We start from the raw sequence: 13,645 nt of genomic DNA, 5'->3' as shown, positions 1-13,645 counted from the left end.
GGCCGTATCCGGTTGCTATACTACCGCTCTTGTTCCCTGGTCAACGCAAGGCGCGCAGGGCGCCTTTTCCGCATGACGTTACCGCTTGAGAGGAGGTGGAAAGCAGGTGACCAAGGTTCGCGTAAAGCCTGATGAGCCTTTTGAAAAGGCGCTTCGCCGTTTCAAGAAGAAATGCAACAAAGAAGGGCTCATGCAACGCCTGAAAGAAGTGAAGCACTACGAGAAACCGAGCGAACGCAGACGCCGCAAGCTGGCGAAGGCGATTTCACGGTCGGTTCAGGAAGTGGCCAAGTAATTCCGCCTCCAGTACAGCACCACGCGGGCGCGATCTCCGGGTCGCGCCCGTTTCCTGTTTCAGGGACGGCGCCAAGGGGAGGTCAGGTCAGGCCCAGCTTGGCCAGAATGGGGTCGAGCCGCGCGAATGCGCTGTCGCTCATTCGCACCAGCGGCAGACGCAATACGTTCTCGATGAGGCCCATGCGCGCGAGCGCCGCCTTGACCGGCATGGGGTTCGTTTCCAGGAACAGCCCTTTGAACAACGGCATCAGTTCGTAATGGAGGTCGCGCGCCGCGTCGAAGTTGCCCGCGCCCGCGTGCCGGCACATCGCCGCAACCCGATCCGGCACAACGTTTGCCGCCACGGAGATGACGCCGGTCGCGCCAACCGACATCATGGGAACCGTCAGGGAATCATCGCCCGACAGGACGGTGATGTCGCACTGGGTGCGAATCTGCGACACCTGGTCCACACTGCCGCTCGCTTCCTTGATCGCGACCACTTGGGGCAGCTTCTTCAGTTCCGCCACGGTCTCCGGCGTCATGTTGGTGCCGGTGCGGCTCGGCACGTTGTACAGCACGACCGGGATGCCGGCCGCCTCGCTGACCGCCCGGTAATGAGCGATCTGCCCGGCAGGCGTGGGCTTGTTGTAGTAGGGCGTAATCAGCAGCGCGGCCGCGCACCCCATTTCCTCTGCGTACCGCGTCAGGTCGACGGCCTCGCGCGTGTTGTTCGACCCCGTCCCGGCAATCACCGGGACTCGCCCCGCCACGCGCTCCATCACGAAGCGAATACATTCCTTTTGTTCACTGTGCGAGAGCGTGGCCGCCTCGCCCGTGCAGCCGCACGGCACAATCCCGTTCGTGCCTTTCTCGACATGCCAGTCCACCAAGCGTCCGTAAGCCTCGAAATCGATCGCAAAGTCGTGCTTGAAAGGCGTCACCAGCGCGACAATAGAGCCACGAAACATATGCTTGTTCCTTGTTGCCGGTCTGCTTCCGTTTCACGCCGGACGCGCCCTCGCCCGCCGCGTCAGGGCGACAGCATAACACGTCCGCTATCAGAATGGGATATCGTCGTCTCCGAGCCCGGCACCCTCGTCCATGTCCAGGTCGGGTTCATAACTCGGCGGCGGCGGCGCTTCGCGCGCTGCGCGGCCTTCCGCCAGGTTGCGGAAACGCTGCGTTTCGCGGTCAAAGTACACCTCGACTATGCCCGTCGGCCCGTTGCGCTGTTTCGCTACGTGCACCCGGATCAGATTGGGCTTTTCCTCGGCTTCATGTTTCGGGGGCCGCGAAAGGATCATGACGACGTCCGCGTCCTGTTCAATGGCGCCCGATTCGCGCAAGTGCGCGAGCTTGGGCATGCCCACATCGTCTTTCTCGGCCTCGCGGTTCAACTGCGACAAGGCCAGCACCGGCACGCGCAATTCCCGGGCAATCCCCTTGATCGCCTGGGATATGCCCGCAACGGCCTCCTGGCGGTTGTTCGGGTCGCCGCTGCCCTGCATCAATTGAAGGTAGTCCACGATGATGAGGTCAATGTGGTGCATGGCCGCCTGACGGCGCGCTTTGGACCGCAGTTCGAGCGGGCCGATGCCGGGCGTGTCATCGACAAACAGCTTGGCGCGGCTTAGCACGTCGGCGGCGTCCTGAATCTTGCGGAATTCGTTGCCCGCGAGGAAACCCTCGCGCAGCCGCCGCGCGTTCACGTTGCCTTCGAGGCACAGCAGCCGGTGAACCAATTGTTCCTTCGACATTTCCAGGCTGAAGATCAGCGCCCCCTTGCCGAGCCGGTTGGTCACGTGCGCCGCAATGTTCAGCGCCAGCGCCGTCTTGCCTACCGAGGGGCGCGCCGCCAAGACCACCATGTCCGAGGGCTGCAGGCCCGCCAGCAGCGTATCCAGTTCGTGCAGTCCCGTTGCAAGACCCGTGATCCCCGTGTGCGATTTCATCTGCTCTTCGATGCGGTGGATGCCCTCGTCCAGCAGGTCGCTAACGGAACAGACCGGGTTCAGCTGCCGCTGCTCGGCGATGCTGAAGATTTCCTGCTCGGCCCGGTCGAGCAAGCGAGCGACCTCGCCCACGCCCTGGTAGGCCTGACCGGCCAGGCGGGTGCATGCCGAGATGAGCTTGCGGAATATGGCGGTGTCCAGCACGATCTTCGCGTAGTGCTCGACGTTGGCCGAGGTCGGGACCGCGCCCGTCAGGTCGGCGATATACGAGGCGCCGCCGGCGCGCTCGAGCGCGGCCATCCGCGACAGCTGCGACAGGAGCGTTGTCGCGTCCACGGGGCTGGCGTGCTTGAACAACTCGACCATGGCCGCATAGATGTGCTGATGCGCTTCGGCGTAGAACACGTCGCTCGCATTGTCGTGCAGGATTTCGATGGCCGCGCCCACGGCCTCTGGGTTCAGCAACATCGCCCCCAGGACGGACCGTTCCGCCTCGATACTCTGCGGCGGGGTGCGCTCGAAAACCGCCCCTGCTTGTTGCGTTGCGGTGGCCATATCGACGCGTTCGCGTCAGCCTTCCTCGCCAGTTTCCTTCGGCGCTTGTTCCGGCTCGGGTTCGATTGAGCTGACCCAGACGCGAATGTTCGCTTCCACGCCCTTGCCCAACCGCACCGGCACGGTGAATATGCCCAATTCCTTGATGTGGTCCTTCAGTTGGACGGCCTTCTTGTCGATTTCGTGGCCCATCGCGGCCAACTGCTCCGCAATCTGCGCCGCCGTCACGGAACCGAAGATCTTCTCGCCTTCGCCCGCGCGCACCTTGATCTCGACCGTCACGCCCTCGAGCTTCCGCGCGTATTCCATCTGTTGCGCGCGCAGTTTCTCCTCGCGGCGGCGGATAATCCCCAACTCATGCTCGACCTGCTTGGCGCTCGCCGAATCCACCGGCACCGCCATCTTGCGCGGCACCAGAAAATTGCGCGCATAACCGTCGGCCACCGTGACCGTATCGCCCATGTGGCCCAGGTTGTCTACATCTTCACACAGGATCAGTTTCATGCCTCGACTCTCCATCGTATCACGTCCCATCCGGACGCGCTAGTCCTCGTCATCTTCGTTCTCTTCGCGCTGGCGGGCCCGCCGCGCCGCAATCGCGCGGCGCAGCCGCGGCCGGAACTCGGCCCACGTATCAAAGAAACCCACGCCGCAGAAGACCGCGTGCGCTCCCGGATACACCGCAATGCCCAGGAATACCGCCGCAGCGAGAAACACATGCAGGCGGATCGCGCTCAACGCGTAAACCAGGACCGCCATGCCGTTCACCCAGTATACCGCAGCGAGTCCAATCGCCGCGTTCCACGACACGTTCCGTAACAGACTGTTCGGCCAGCGCCGCTCCGCGAACAACGCCAGCGCTGCCAGTATCGCCAGCCATACCAGCCAATCCGGCGGCCGCAGGTCGCGAAACGACCCGCAGAACACGGAACCGCCGCCGCGAACGCGCAGCCACCGCGCGCTGAACGACACCACAAACAGTGCGCTCAGGAGCACCGGCCACAAGGCCAGCCCCAGGTTGATCGCTTCCCAGTGCTCTTGCATCCAGCGCAGAAACCGCGCCGTCTCCGCCAAACCGGGGACGGACGCGTCGCGCGCCGCTTGTGAGGCCCCGCTTGCGGGCGCCGCCGTCTCTTGCGATTCTTCAACTGTCGGCGAAGCGGGCGTTTCCGCCTCTTCCGCTGCCGGCCGCGCCGGCTCCGTCTCGGGCAGGACACCGGCCTGGCGGCGCAACACCTCCAACTGGCCATTCAAGAATTCGGCGGCAAACGTCCGGCTCTCTTCCCAGGTCGCCAATACGCCCCCCGCCACGAACAGGTATGCTGGAATAGCTACCAGCGCAACGCACCGTCCGTAGGTCCACCGCCGCCGAAAACCCAAGCTCAGCAGGAGCCCCAAGGCCGCCGTCAGCCCGTAAAAGGCCGCAGCGACCCATGACCCCGAGCCAAGAAACGCGCCCCCCGCCGCCGCCGCAGTCAGCCCAAACCCGCGTGGCCAGCCCGAAGCGGCCCCCCATACGGCTACTGCCGCGGGAAGAAGCCACAAACCGGCCAGCGCAACCACGGGGCCCGCACCCATGAGCCCTGCCCAGGCCAGGGTCACGCCCAGCCCTAAAACCGCCGCAAATGCTCCGGCGTATCGCATGGCCGCCCGGCGACCGCGGGGCCGCGGCCGCTCAATCCGCCACGAACGGCAACAACGCGATCTGTCGCGCGCGCTTGATCGCGCGCGTCAGCATCCGCTGGTGCCGCGCCGTCGCGCCGGTAATCCGCCGCGGGATAATCTTGCCGCGTTCGGTGATGTAATGCTTGAGCAGACCCACGTCCTTGTAGTCGATATATACGACGCGATCTACCGTCAGCCGGCAGACTTTTTGCCGTAGACTCTTCTTCTTTTTCCGCTTCTTGCTGCGCTTCGCGCGCACCTTCGCTTTCGCTTTCGCGCTTACCTTCGCCATAGGGTGTCTTATGTCCTCATGTTCTAGAACGGGATGTCATCTTCCGGGATCGGTTCCTCGATCTGCCGCGGTTCGGGCGCGGAACTTGCGGCGCCGCCACGGCCGCCGCCCTCTTCCCAATCGAGCGGCACAACGCGCTGGCCGGCGATCTCGATCTTCGTCCGCTTCTGACCCGTGTTCTTGTCTTCCCACGCGTCGCTGCGCAGGCTGCCTTCCACCAGCACCGGCCGGCCCTTCTTGAGTTTCTCGCCGACCCATTCCGCCTGGCGGTCCCAGAGAACCACGTCCACGAACGTCGTATCTTCGCCCCGCGAACCGTCCTTCTTCTTGAAGTAGCGCGTGTTCGCCAGGCCGAGACGGCACAGCGCCCGGTTGTCGGCCACGTAACGCAATTCGGGATCGCGCGTAAGCCGGCCCGCGATGATGACCTTATTCAGATCAGGCAGCCGTAGGTCCGACATCTGTCCATCCTCGCTCCGTTGTTTCTAGTCCCCGTCGTCCCGACTCTCGATTTCATCGTCGTCATCAGACCGGCGGTCCGGCCGGCCGCGACGGCCGCGACGGCCGCGCGGACCATCCTCGTCGTCTTCGTCCTCATCATCCCGGCCGCGATCGCCCCAGACGCCCCGGCCTGCAACACCCGCCCGGATTTCTTCATCCTTGCGCCGTTGTTGCTCGGCCTCCAGACGCAGCATCTGGTCGTCGAAGTAGGTCACGAGATGCCGGATGACGTGCTCGGAAAGCCGGAAATGCATTTCCAGCTTGGGGATCACCGAAGGCTCGGCCTGGAAGCGAAAGAGGATATAACACCCCTCGATGTGCTTCTTCACCTTGTACGCCAACCGACGTTTGCCCCAGATATCCAAGCGCACGGTGGTTCCGCCGTTGTCGGTCACAATCTTCTCTACGGCCTTACTCACCGTCTGGACGACATCGTCCTCCGCCTCGGGCGTGACAATGTACAGCGCTTCATATGTCCTGAGACTCAAGAAAACTCACCTCCTTCTTATGCTTATTTGGTTGATTGCGGGAACCCTTGGAACGCCGCAATAAGCACACCATCATAACAAATGCACACCGTTTCCCTCAAGCTTCTGGCCTCGCCCGGGAATCGCAGGTCGATCAGGGTGGCCAACTCGCGCCGGATTTCATTTGCATGTCTGGCCGTCTGCGTGTTAAACTCACGCGATTTTCCTTATTTCACAGGGGTCTACGCACCAAGGCAGGTTCGGGTGTCCGCCGTATGCGGACCAGCCCAAGACCCCGAGGATCAACCCGAATGGAGGTGTACTATGGCTGTCGTTTCCATGCGACAACTCCTTGAGGCCGGTATTCATTTCGGCCACCAAACCCGCCGCTGGCACCCGAAGATGGGCCGTTTCATCTTCGGCGAACGCAACGGCATCTACATCATCGATCTGCAGAAAACCATGCGACAGTTGGTGCGCGCGTACACGCTGGTGCGCGACACCGTAGCCCAAGGCGGCGTTGTCCTGTTCGTGGGCACGAAACGGCAGGCGCAGGAGGTGGTCAAGCGTGAAGCGACGCGCTGCGGCATGTATTACGTGAACAATCGCTGGCTCGGCGGCACGATGACCAACTGGCAGACGATCCGGTCAAGCATCGCGAAGCTGGCGCGGCTCGAAGAGCTCGACACCCAAGGCAAGATCAACCAGTATACCAAAAAAGAAGCGGCCGGAATGCGCAAGGAACGCGAGAAACTCGAGAAGAACCTGTGCGGCATCAAGGAAATGCCGCACCGGCCGAACATCCTCTTCGTCATCGACACGAAGAAAGAGGACATCGCGGTCGCCGAAGCGCGGCGCCTGGGCATTCCCTGCATCGGCGTCGTCGACACCAATTGCGATCCGGACGAGGTGGACTTGCCCATCCCCGGTAACGACGACGCCCTGCGCGCAATCAATCTGTATTGCTCGGTGATCGCCGATGCGATTATGGAAGGGCGCATGAAGGGCGAAAAACTGCGCGATGATCAGCGGAAGAAAGACCGGCAGGCCGACCGGGAAGCGCTGGCCCGCGCGGAACGGGAAGCGGCGAAGGACGGGCGCGTGACGACGCTCGCGGCAGCGTCGGTCATGGATGAGGGCGCAGTAGACGCGTCGGCCGAAGCGCCGGCTGAGGAAAAGGCGCCCCGGCTGATTGAAACCCTGGCGGAAGAATACGAGGAGTAACAGTTCCCATGGCAATAACTGCACAAGCGGTAAAAGAACTGCGCGACGCCACCGGCGCGGGCATGATGGACTGCAAGAAGGCGCTGGCGGAGGCCGGCGGCGATTTCGAGAAGGCTGTGTTGTGGCTGCGTGAACGCGGGATCGCACGCGCGGCCAAACGGCAGGACCGGGCCGCCAGCGAAGGCGCCGTGGCGTCCTACATCCATATGGGCGGCAAGCTGGGCGTCCTGGTGGAAGTGAATTGCGAGACGGACTTCGTCGCCCGCGGCGTCGAATTCCAGAACTTCGTCAAGGATGTGTGTCTCCAAATCTGCTCGGCCGCGCCGAAATGGGTCCGCCGCGAGGACGTGGACCCGGAAGCGCTGGACGCTGAGAAGGCGCTGTACATGCAGCAGGCGCGCGATACGGGCAAGCCGGAGAAAATCCTCGAGAAAATTGCGCAAGGCAAGCTGGACAAGTGGTACAGCGAGGTGTGCCTGCTCGAACAGCCGTCGGTACGCCCTGAGCACGAGGGCAAGACCATCCGCGACCTGATGACGGGCCTGAGCGGGCGCTGCGGCGAAAAGATCGACGTGCGCCGTTTCGTGCGCTTTGAACTCGGTGAAGGCATCGAGAAGAAGCAGTCGAACCTTGCGGAGGATGTAGCCGCCGAACTGGCCAAGGCGCAGAAGGGATAACCGCGCGGTGCCCGGTCTCGCGTACAAGCGCATCCTGCTGAAACTCAGCGGCGAAGCCCTCGAGGGCGACGGCGAGGAAGGCTGTATTGACTTCGACGCGCTGGGCGTGTTCTGCGGCGAGATCGCCGAGGCGCACCGCCTCGGCGCTGAGATCGGGCTCGTAGTCGGCGGCGGCAACATCTACCGGGGCGGCAGGAAGCCGGAAGACGGCGTCGACAAACCAACGGGCGACTACATGGGCATGCTGGCCACGGTAATCAACGCGCTCGCGTTGCAGGCGTGTCTCGAGAAGCGGAACGTGTCCACGCGCGTGATGACGGCCATTGAAATGCGCCCCGTCGCGGAACCCTATATCCGCCGGCGCGCGACGCGGCATCTCGAGAAGGGGCGCGTTGTCATCTTCGGCGCGGGCACGGGCAACCCGTTTTTCACGACCGACACGGCCGCGGCCCTGCGCGCGAATGAAATCGGCGCGGACGTGCTGATGAAGGCGACGAAAGTGGACGGCGTCTACGAGGAGGACCCCGAGAAGGACAAGACGGCGAAACGGTACGACACGGTGGATTACAATACGGTACTGTCGAAGGACCTGAAGGTCATGGATGCAACGGCAATTTCGCTCTGCCGTGAACATCGCTTGCCCATTCTCGTCTTCAATCTGACGCGGCCGGGCAACATCTTGAGGGCTCTCCGCGGCGAGTCTGTCGGTACGATTGTAAAGGGAGGTTGACTCATGCCACACGCCATCGTAAGGGATGCAACGGCGAAGATGGGGAAAAGCGTCGAGGCGTATCAGCACGAACTGGGCAGCATACGCACCAGCCGCGCGCAGGCCGGCCTGCTTGACGTGGTCGAGGTGGACGCGTACGGCGCAAAGATGAAGATCAATCAGATGGGAAATATCAGCGTGCCGGACCCGCACCTCATTGTCATCGACCTGTGGGACAAGAGCCAGTTGCCCATCGTCGAAAAGGCCATCCTGCAATCCCCGCTGGGCATCACGCCTTCGAACGATGGCAGGGTTATCCGCGTGCCGTTTCCCCCATTGACGGAAGAGCGGCGCAAGGACCTTGTCAAGGTGGCGGGCCGGCACCGGGAGGAGGCGAAGGTGGCGGTGCGCAACATCCGCCGTCACGCCATCGAGCAGGTCAAGAAGGAACAGAAGGCGGGCACGATTCCCGAAGACGACGCCCACCATCTGACGGAAAAGATGGACAAGGCGACGGAAGAGTTTATCGAGAAGATTGACGAGATTTTCAAGCTCAAAGAAGACGATATCATGGAAGTGTAGCAGCCATGCGCAGCTTCCAGCACAAGTGACGTATCCGAAGACCGCGGACCCGGCACGCGCGCCTGTCCGCGGTCTTTCCATGTGCACGCAAGCGTGCCTGCCCAGGAAAGCAGCAATGAACTCCGCTGGAACGGAACGGCGCACCCTCGACCCGAGGATCGACAGGAAGCGCCTGCCGCGCCATATCGCGATTATCATGGACGGCAACGGCCGCTGGGCGGCCCAGCACGGCAAGACGCGCGCGCAGGGCCACGAAGCGGGCGCGCGCGGTGTGCGTGCCGCGATTGAGGCATGCCGCGAACTGGGCGCGGAAGCACTCAGCCTATATGCATTCTCAACCGAAAACTGGCGGCGCAGCAAGACGGAAATCAGCACATTGTTCCGCCTGATGAGCAAATACATTCACAAGGAAATCGATGAAATCGACAAGAACGGCATTCGCGTGCGTTTCATGGGACGGTGGGAAGGACTGCCGGCGCGGGCGGTGCGGGACCTGCGTTACTGCATCGAGCGCACGCGGCACAATCGCGGCATGGACGCGATCGTCGCCATAAACTACGGAGGCCGGGCCGAACTGGTCGACGCCATGCGCCGCATGGCCCCGGAAATCGCTTCGGGCCGGCTGCGCACGGAAGACATTGACGAGGCCGCGCTGGCGCGGCACTTGTACGTGCCCGATCACAGCGAAGTGGACCTGCTTATCCGGACGAGCGGCGAGATGCGCGTCAGTAATTTCATGTTGTGGCAGATTGCCTACGCGGAACTGCTGATCCTGCCCATTTTCTGGCCTGATTTCGACAAGCAGGCCTTGTGCGACGCGATTGTCACGTATCAGGGGCGTTCCCGCCGTTTCGGGGGCAGGCCCGGCGAAGAAGGGAGCGCCACGTCATGTTAGCGCGCATCCGCACGGCACTGGTGTTGTTGCCGATCACGCTGCTGGTCATCTGGATGCCGTGGTTGCGTCTCGGTTTTGTCTTCTTCATTTCCGCCCTTGTTTCCGTGGGCATGTGGGAGTATTTCGTGCTCGTGCGGCGCCGCGCCATCGAGCCGGAGGTCACCGGCGCGGCCGTAGTTGTCCTGGCACTGATCTTCACCGCGCATTGGGGTTCCCTGCGGCACCTGAACCTCGTGTTGACCTTGGGTTTTCTGTTCGTCACGATGTGCCACTTGTTTTTCCGGTGGCATACGATCGGCGGCATGGCCGCGGCCCTGTTCGGCGTTCTCTATCTGGGCTGGTTGCCGGCGCATTTCGTCATGTTGCGCGACATCACCCCGGCCGGACCCGGCCTGCTGACGTTGTTGCTCGGGGCCGTCGCGCTGTCGGACAGCGGCGCCATGTACATCGGCTCGCGGTACGGACGGCACAAGCTCGCCCCGAAAACCAGCCCGAATAAATCCTGGGAAGGCGCGTTTGCCGGACTGGCCGGCGGGGTCGCCGCCGGGTTCATTTGCATCGGCCTCCGCGAGTTGTTCAATTGCGCGGGGTTCCCGGACCGCAGCGCCGCCTGGTACGCCGTCACGGGCGCGGTTCTCGCGCTGACCGGCCAGGTCGGTGATTTGGTCGAATCCATGCTGAAACGTGACGCGGGCGTGAAGGACTCCGGGACCATTTTCCCGGGCCACGGCGGCGTGCTGGACCGCTGCGACGGCTACCTCTTTGCCGGGCCGGTGCTCTACTACTGGCTCACGTTCGTATAAGCAAGGACCTGCGTTATGTACGAAATCGAAGTCGAAGAGCTGAAAGATTACCGGCAGCGGCTGGACCAACTGCACGCGTGCCTGAACGTGGAAGGCATCAAGCGCAGGATCGGCGAGATTGAAGGCCGGATGGCCGCCCACGGATTCTGGGACGACCCCGAGTCGGCGCAGAAGATCCTGCAGGAACTCAAGGCGCTCCGGGGCATCGTCGCGGCGCCGGAGGAACTCCAGCGCGAGCTGGAGGAAACCGCTTCGCTCATCGAAATGGCCGCCGAGGAGAACGACGCGACGCTCGGGCCGGACATCGCCGCGATGAAGGAAGACGTCGAACGCAAGCTGCGCCGCCTCGAGATTACCAGCCTGTTCAACGACCCGCGCGACGAGAAGAACGCCATTGTCAGCATCCATCCCGGCGCCGGCGGCACGGAATCGTGCGATTGGGCCGACATGCTCTTCCGCATGTTCACGCGGTTCTGCGAACTGCACGAATTCGAGACGGAAGTGATGGATTTCCAGCCCGGCGAAGAAGCGGGGCTCAAGAGCGCCACGGTCACCGTGAAGGGCCCTTACGCCTACGGCACGCTCAAGTCGGAGGAAGGCGTGCACCGCCTCGTCCGCATCTCGCCCTTCGACGCGAACAAGCGGCGGCACACGTCATTCGCGGCCATCGAGGTGCTGCCCGAATTCGACGACGACATCAGCATCGAGGTGCGCGAAGAAGACCTGAAAATGGACGTGTTCCGCGCGAGCGGGCACGGCGGTCAGAAGGTGAACAAGACGAGTTCCGCGGTGCGGCTCACGCACCTGCCGACGGGCTTCGTCGTGGCGTGCCAGGTCGAGCGGTCGCAGCACCGCAACCGCGCAATGGCCCTGCAGATGCTCAAGGCCAAGCTGTACGACATGGAGATGAAACGAAAGGAAGCGGAGCTTGCCGCGCAGCGCGAAGGGCAGAAGGACGTCGCTTGGGGCAGCCAGATCCGAAGTTACGTGCTCCAGCCGTACCAGCTGGTGAAGGACCTGCGCACAAACGTCGAGACTTCGAACGTGCAGCGCGTGCTCGACGGCGACCTCGACATGTTCGTCGAGGCGTATCTGCGCTGGCGTCGCAGCATCCAGAGCGTGAATTAACGCGTCAATGTTCCTCCGGGAACCAACGCCCGGCAAGGCGGCTTGAAACAGGACTCGCACGGGAATCCTCAATGAAAACGTACACGATTGCAATCCTGGAAGGCGACGGAATCGGGCCGGAGATCATGCGCGAGGCGTTGAAGGTCCTCGACGTGATTGAACGGCAAAGCGGTGTGCATTTCGAGCGCTGCTTCGCGCCTTTCGGCGGACGCGCATATTTCGAAACGGGCGCCGCGTTCCCCGAAGAAACGAAGGCCGTCTGCGACGCGGCGGACGCCATTCTGAAGGGGCCCATCGGTCTCTCGCTCGAAGAGTCGCGCAAAATCCCCGTGGACGAGCAACCCGAGCGCGGCGCGTTGCTGCCGTTGCGCCGGCGGTACCATACGTTCGCGAACTTCCGGCCCGTTTACCTGCCGCCGGAGCTAATCCACTTCTCGCCTCTGCGACCCGAGCGCATCAGGGACGGCATCGACATCGTCATGATCCGTGAACTCGTGGGCGGTCTCTACTTCGGCGAGAAGACCATGGGCACAACGGCAGCCGGGGAACGATTTGTCAAGGAAACGCTCGAATACGAGGAAACGGAAATCCGCAACATACTCGCCGTCGCGTTCGAGGAAGCGCGCAAGCGCAAGAGACTGCTGCATAGCGTGCATAAGAGCAACGTGCTCATGTCCAGCGTGTTGTGGAACGACATCCTGGACGAAGTCGCGGTGGATTACCCCGACGTCGAGTACCGGCACGTGATCGTCGACGCCGCGGCCACCGCGCTCGTGCTCAATCCCGGCCAGTTCGACGTCATGGTCATGGAAAACATGTTCGGCGATATCCTCAGCGACCTGGGCGGCGGGCTGGTCGGTTCGCTCGGCCTCATGCCCTCGGCATGTATCGGCACGAAGAAGGGCTACTATGAACCGTCGCACGGGTCCGCGCCCGACATTGCGGGCAAAGGAATCGCGAACCCCTACAGCCTGATCGGGTCGCTCGCGTTGATGCTTGAGAAGAGTTTCGACATGACGGCCGAGGCCCGGCGCATCTGGGACGCCATGCGCACGGTGTTCGGCCAAGGTTTCACTACCGCGGACCTGCGCGACCCGGCGGGGAGACTGCGGCCCGTCAGCACGGCCGAATTCGGCGACAAGGTCGCCGCGGCGCTCGGCACATGACCGCCTTGGCCAGGTTATGACCCACCGGGCCGCACACCGTTCGGAAGCCGCGGCATCGCTCGCTTTCGCCGTATTCGCGTGGAGCCTGTCGCCCGTGTTCATCCGCTGGCTCAGCCACGCATATGACCCCTACACCATGTCCTTCTTGCGCTATTTCTGGGCAACGGTGCTGCTCGTGCCCGCGAGCATGGTGTGGTTTCGCGGCGAATTGATGGAGGCGTTGCGCGCGTCGGGGGCGTTGATCGGCATTGCAGCGGTAAACCTGGCCGGACAGACCATGTGGCAGGTTGCGGGCGCGGTGGCGCATCCCACGGTGGCGCAACTCATCTCGCGGCTGTCTGTGTTATTCGTTATCGTGTTGAGCTACATCGTGTTTCGCGAAGAGCGGGGCGTCATCCGCAGCATCTGGTTTCTTGCGGGGGCCCTGCTGAGTTTCGCAGGCGTTGCGGGCGTGCTCGTGCCCGAACCGGGCGTGTCCCTGGCGCCGCATCTGGACCTGACGGCGTTGCTCCTGCTGGGTGTTGCTTTCCTGAGCTCTGTGTACAACGTCTGGTCGAAGAACGCGGTCATGAACCTGCACCCCTTCGCGATGTTCACGGTAGTTTCGGCCTATACGACGCTTGGCGCGGGCGCGATCGCCTGGCGATTCGGCTGGCAGGGCGGTCTCTCCACCGCGGACGGGTGGACCACGGGTGTGCTGGTGGTGTCCGGCGTAATTCCGATCGCGCTTGCGCACCCGGCCTACAACCA

Annotated in this window: 17 protein-coding genes; 10 read left to right on the top strand and 7 right to left on the bottom strand. The window is 63.1% G+C overall.

Features of this window, described 5'->3' with window-relative positions:
* Positions 1–106: 106 nt before the first annotated feature.
* On the top strand, positions 107–295 hold the full coding sequence (gene rpsU / locus KA184_19905; protein ID MBP8131849.1) for a 30S ribosomal protein S21: 189 nt from the start codon (positions 107–109) through the stop codon (positions 293–295).
* An 82-nt stretch (positions 296–377) separates the two neighbouring features.
* Here rpsU and KA184_19900 read toward each other — a convergent pair whose 3' ends face one another.
* The 7 genes from KA184_19900 to rpsF form a co-directional block, all read right to left on the bottom strand.
* Positions 378–1,247, bottom strand: coding sequence for a 4-hydroxy-tetrahydrodipicolinate synthase (locus KA184_19900; protein MBP8131848.1), 870 nt, complete (start codon positions 1,245–1,247; stop codon positions 378–380).
* Between the two features lie 90 nt (positions 1,248–1,337).
* Positions 1,338–2,786, bottom strand: a complete 1,449-nt coding sequence (gene dnaB, locus KA184_19895; protein MBP8131847.1) for a replicative DNA helicase — start codon at positions 2,784–2,786, stop codon at positions 1,338–1,340.
* 15 nt (positions 2,787–2,801) lie between these two features.
* Positions 2,802–3,290, bottom strand: coding sequence for a 50S ribosomal protein L9 (gene rplI / locus KA184_19890; GenBank protein MBP8131846.1), 489 nt, complete (start codon positions 3,288–3,290; stop codon positions 2,802–2,804).
* A 39-nt stretch (positions 3,291–3,329) separates the two neighbouring features.
* Positions 3,330–4,430: a DUF2232 domain-containing protein gene (locus KA184_19885; GenBank protein ID MBP8131845.1), complete on the bottom strand. Its 1,101-nt coding sequence runs from the start codon at positions 4,428–4,430 to the stop codon at positions 3,330–3,332.
* A 31-nt stretch (positions 4,431–4,461) separates the two neighbouring features.
* The gene (locus tag KA184_19880) at positions 4,462–4,743 is read right to left on the bottom strand and encodes a 30S ribosomal protein S18 (GenBank protein ID MBP8131844.1); all 282 of its coding nucleotides are present in this window, start codon (positions 4,741–4,743) and stop codon (positions 4,462–4,464) included.
* Between the two features lie 23 nt (positions 4,744–4,766).
* Positions 4,767–5,204, bottom strand: coding sequence for a single-stranded DNA-binding protein (gene ssb, locus KA184_19875; protein MBP8131843.1), 438 nt, complete (start codon positions 5,202–5,204; stop codon positions 4,767–4,769).
* A gap of 24 nt (positions 5,205–5,228) precedes the next feature.
* Positions 5,229–5,732 (bottom strand): 30S ribosomal protein S6, encoded by a 504-nt coding sequence (gene rpsF, locus KA184_19870; GenBank protein MBP8131842.1) that lies wholly within the window; start codon positions 5,730–5,732, stop codon positions 5,229–5,231.
* A gap of 303 nt (positions 5,733–6,035) precedes the next feature.
* On the opposite strand from rpsF, the gene rpsB reads away from it, so the two are divergent.
* The 9 genes from rpsB to KA184_19825 form a co-directional block, all read left to right on the top strand.
* Entirely contained in the window at positions 6,036–6,935 is a 900-nt protein-coding gene (gene rpsB / locus KA184_19865; GenBank protein MBP8131841.1) for a 30S ribosomal protein S2, read from the top strand.
* A gap of 8 nt (positions 6,936–6,943) precedes the next feature.
* The gene (tsf, locus tag KA184_19860) at positions 6,944–7,612 is read left to right on the top strand and encodes a translation elongation factor Ts (GenBank protein ID MBP8131840.1); all 669 of its coding nucleotides are present in this window, start codon (positions 6,944–6,946) and stop codon (positions 7,610–7,612) included.
* Between the two features lie 7 nt (positions 7,613–7,619).
* Positions 7,620–8,342 (top strand): UMP kinase, encoded by a 723-nt coding sequence (locus KA184_19855; GenBank protein MBP8131839.1) that lies wholly within the window; start codon positions 7,620–7,622, stop codon positions 8,340–8,342.
* A 3-nt stretch (positions 8,343–8,345) separates the two neighbouring features.
* Positions 8,346–8,903 carry a ribosome recycling factor gene (gene frr, locus KA184_19850; protein ID MBP8131838.1) on the top strand — a complete coding sequence of 186 codons (558 nt, stop codon included), beginning with the start codon at positions 8,346–8,348 and terminating at the stop codon, positions 8,901–8,903.
* A gap of 115 nt (positions 8,904–9,018) precedes the next feature.
* Positions 9,019–9,798 carry a di-trans,poly-cis-decaprenylcistransferase gene (gene uppS, locus KA184_19845; GenBank protein ID MBP8131837.1) on the top strand — a complete coding sequence of 260 codons (780 nt, stop codon included), beginning with the start codon at positions 9,019–9,021 and terminating at the stop codon, positions 9,796–9,798.
* Positions 9,792–10,601 carry a phosphatidate cytidylyltransferase gene (locus KA184_19840; GenBank protein ID MBP8131836.1) on the top strand — a complete coding sequence of 270 codons (810 nt, stop codon included), beginning with the start codon at positions 9,792–9,794 and terminating at the stop codon, positions 10,599–10,601. Before uppS ends, KA184_19840 begins: the two co-directional genes overlap by 7 nt.
* A 15-nt stretch (positions 10,602–10,616) precedes the next feature.
* A complete protein-coding gene (prfB, locus tag KA184_19835; GenBank protein MBP8131835.1) occupies positions 10,617–11,729 on the top strand; it encodes a peptide chain release factor 2 in 1,113 nt (370 codons plus the stop codon).
* Positions 11,730–11,800: 71 nt separating this feature from the next.
* Positions 11,801–12,895, top strand: a complete 1,095-nt coding sequence (gene leuB, locus KA184_19830; GenBank protein MBP8131834.1) for a 3-isopropylmalate dehydrogenase — start codon at positions 11,801–11,803, stop codon at positions 12,893–12,895.
* Between the two features lie 16 nt (positions 12,896–12,911).
* A partial coding sequence (locus KA184_19825; GenBank protein MBP8131833.1) for a DMT family transporter occupies positions 12,912–13,645 on the top strand: 734 nt, incomplete at its 3' end.

Source organism: Candidatus Hydrogenedentota bacterium, assembly GCA_018005585.1.
Taxonomy (GTDB): Bacteria; Hydrogenedentota; Hydrogenedentia; order Hydrogenedentales; family JAGMZX01; genus JAGMZX01.
This window is presented reverse-complemented; position numbering and strand designations above follow the sequence as displayed.

What these genes read in the sequence shown, in the direction of transcription:
- rplI (MBP8131846.1), bottom strand. Translation starts at nt 3,290, where the DNA reads ATGAAACTGATCCTGTGTGAAGATGTAGACAACCTGGGCCACATGGGC.
- leuB (MBP8131834.1), top strand. Translation starts at nt 11,801, where the DNA reads ATGAAAACGTACACGATTGCAATCCTGGAAGGCGACGGAATCGGGCCG.
- frr (MBP8131838.1), top strand. Translation starts at nt 8,346, where the DNA reads ATGCCACACGCCATCGTAAGGGATGCAACGGCGAAGATGGGGAAAAGC.
- KA184_19885 (MBP8131845.1), bottom strand. Translation starts at nt 4,430, where the DNA reads ATGCGATACGCCGGAGCATTTGCGGCGGTTTTAGGGCTGGGCGTGACC.
- rpsB (MBP8131841.1), top strand. Translation starts at nt 6,036, where the DNA reads ATGGCTGTCGTTTCCATGCGACAACTCCTTGAGGCCGGTATTCATTTC.
- KA184_19840 (MBP8131836.1), top strand. Translation starts at nt 9,792, where the DNA reads ATGTTAGCGCGCATCCGCACGGCACTGGTGTTGTTGCCGATCACGCTG.
- dnaB (MBP8131847.1), bottom strand. Translation starts at nt 2,786, where the DNA reads ATGGCCACCGCAACGCAACAAGCAGGGGCGGTTTTCGAGCGCACCCCG.
- ssb (MBP8131843.1), bottom strand. Translation starts at nt 5,204, where the DNA reads ATGTCGGACCTACGGCTGCCTGATCTGAATAAGGTCATCATCGCGGGC.
- prfB (MBP8131835.1), top strand. Translation starts at nt 10,617, where the DNA reads ATGTACGAAATCGAAGTCGAAGAGCTGAAAGATTACCGGCAGCGGCTG.
- uppS (MBP8131837.1), top strand. Translation starts at nt 9,019, where the DNA reads ATGAACTCCGCTGGAACGGAACGGCGCACCCTCGACCCGAGGATCGAC.
- KA184_19880 (MBP8131844.1), bottom strand. Translation starts at nt 4,743, where the DNA reads ATGGCGAAGGTAAGCGCGAAAGCGAAAGCGAAGGTGCGCGCGAAGCGC.
- KA184_19900 (MBP8131848.1), bottom strand. Translation starts at nt 1,247, where the DNA reads ATGTTTCGTGGCTCTATTGTCGCGCTGGTGACGCCTTTCAAGCACGAC.
- tsf (MBP8131840.1), top strand. Translation starts at nt 6,944, where the DNA reads ATGGCAATAACTGCACAAGCGGTAAAAGAACTGCGCGACGCCACCGGC.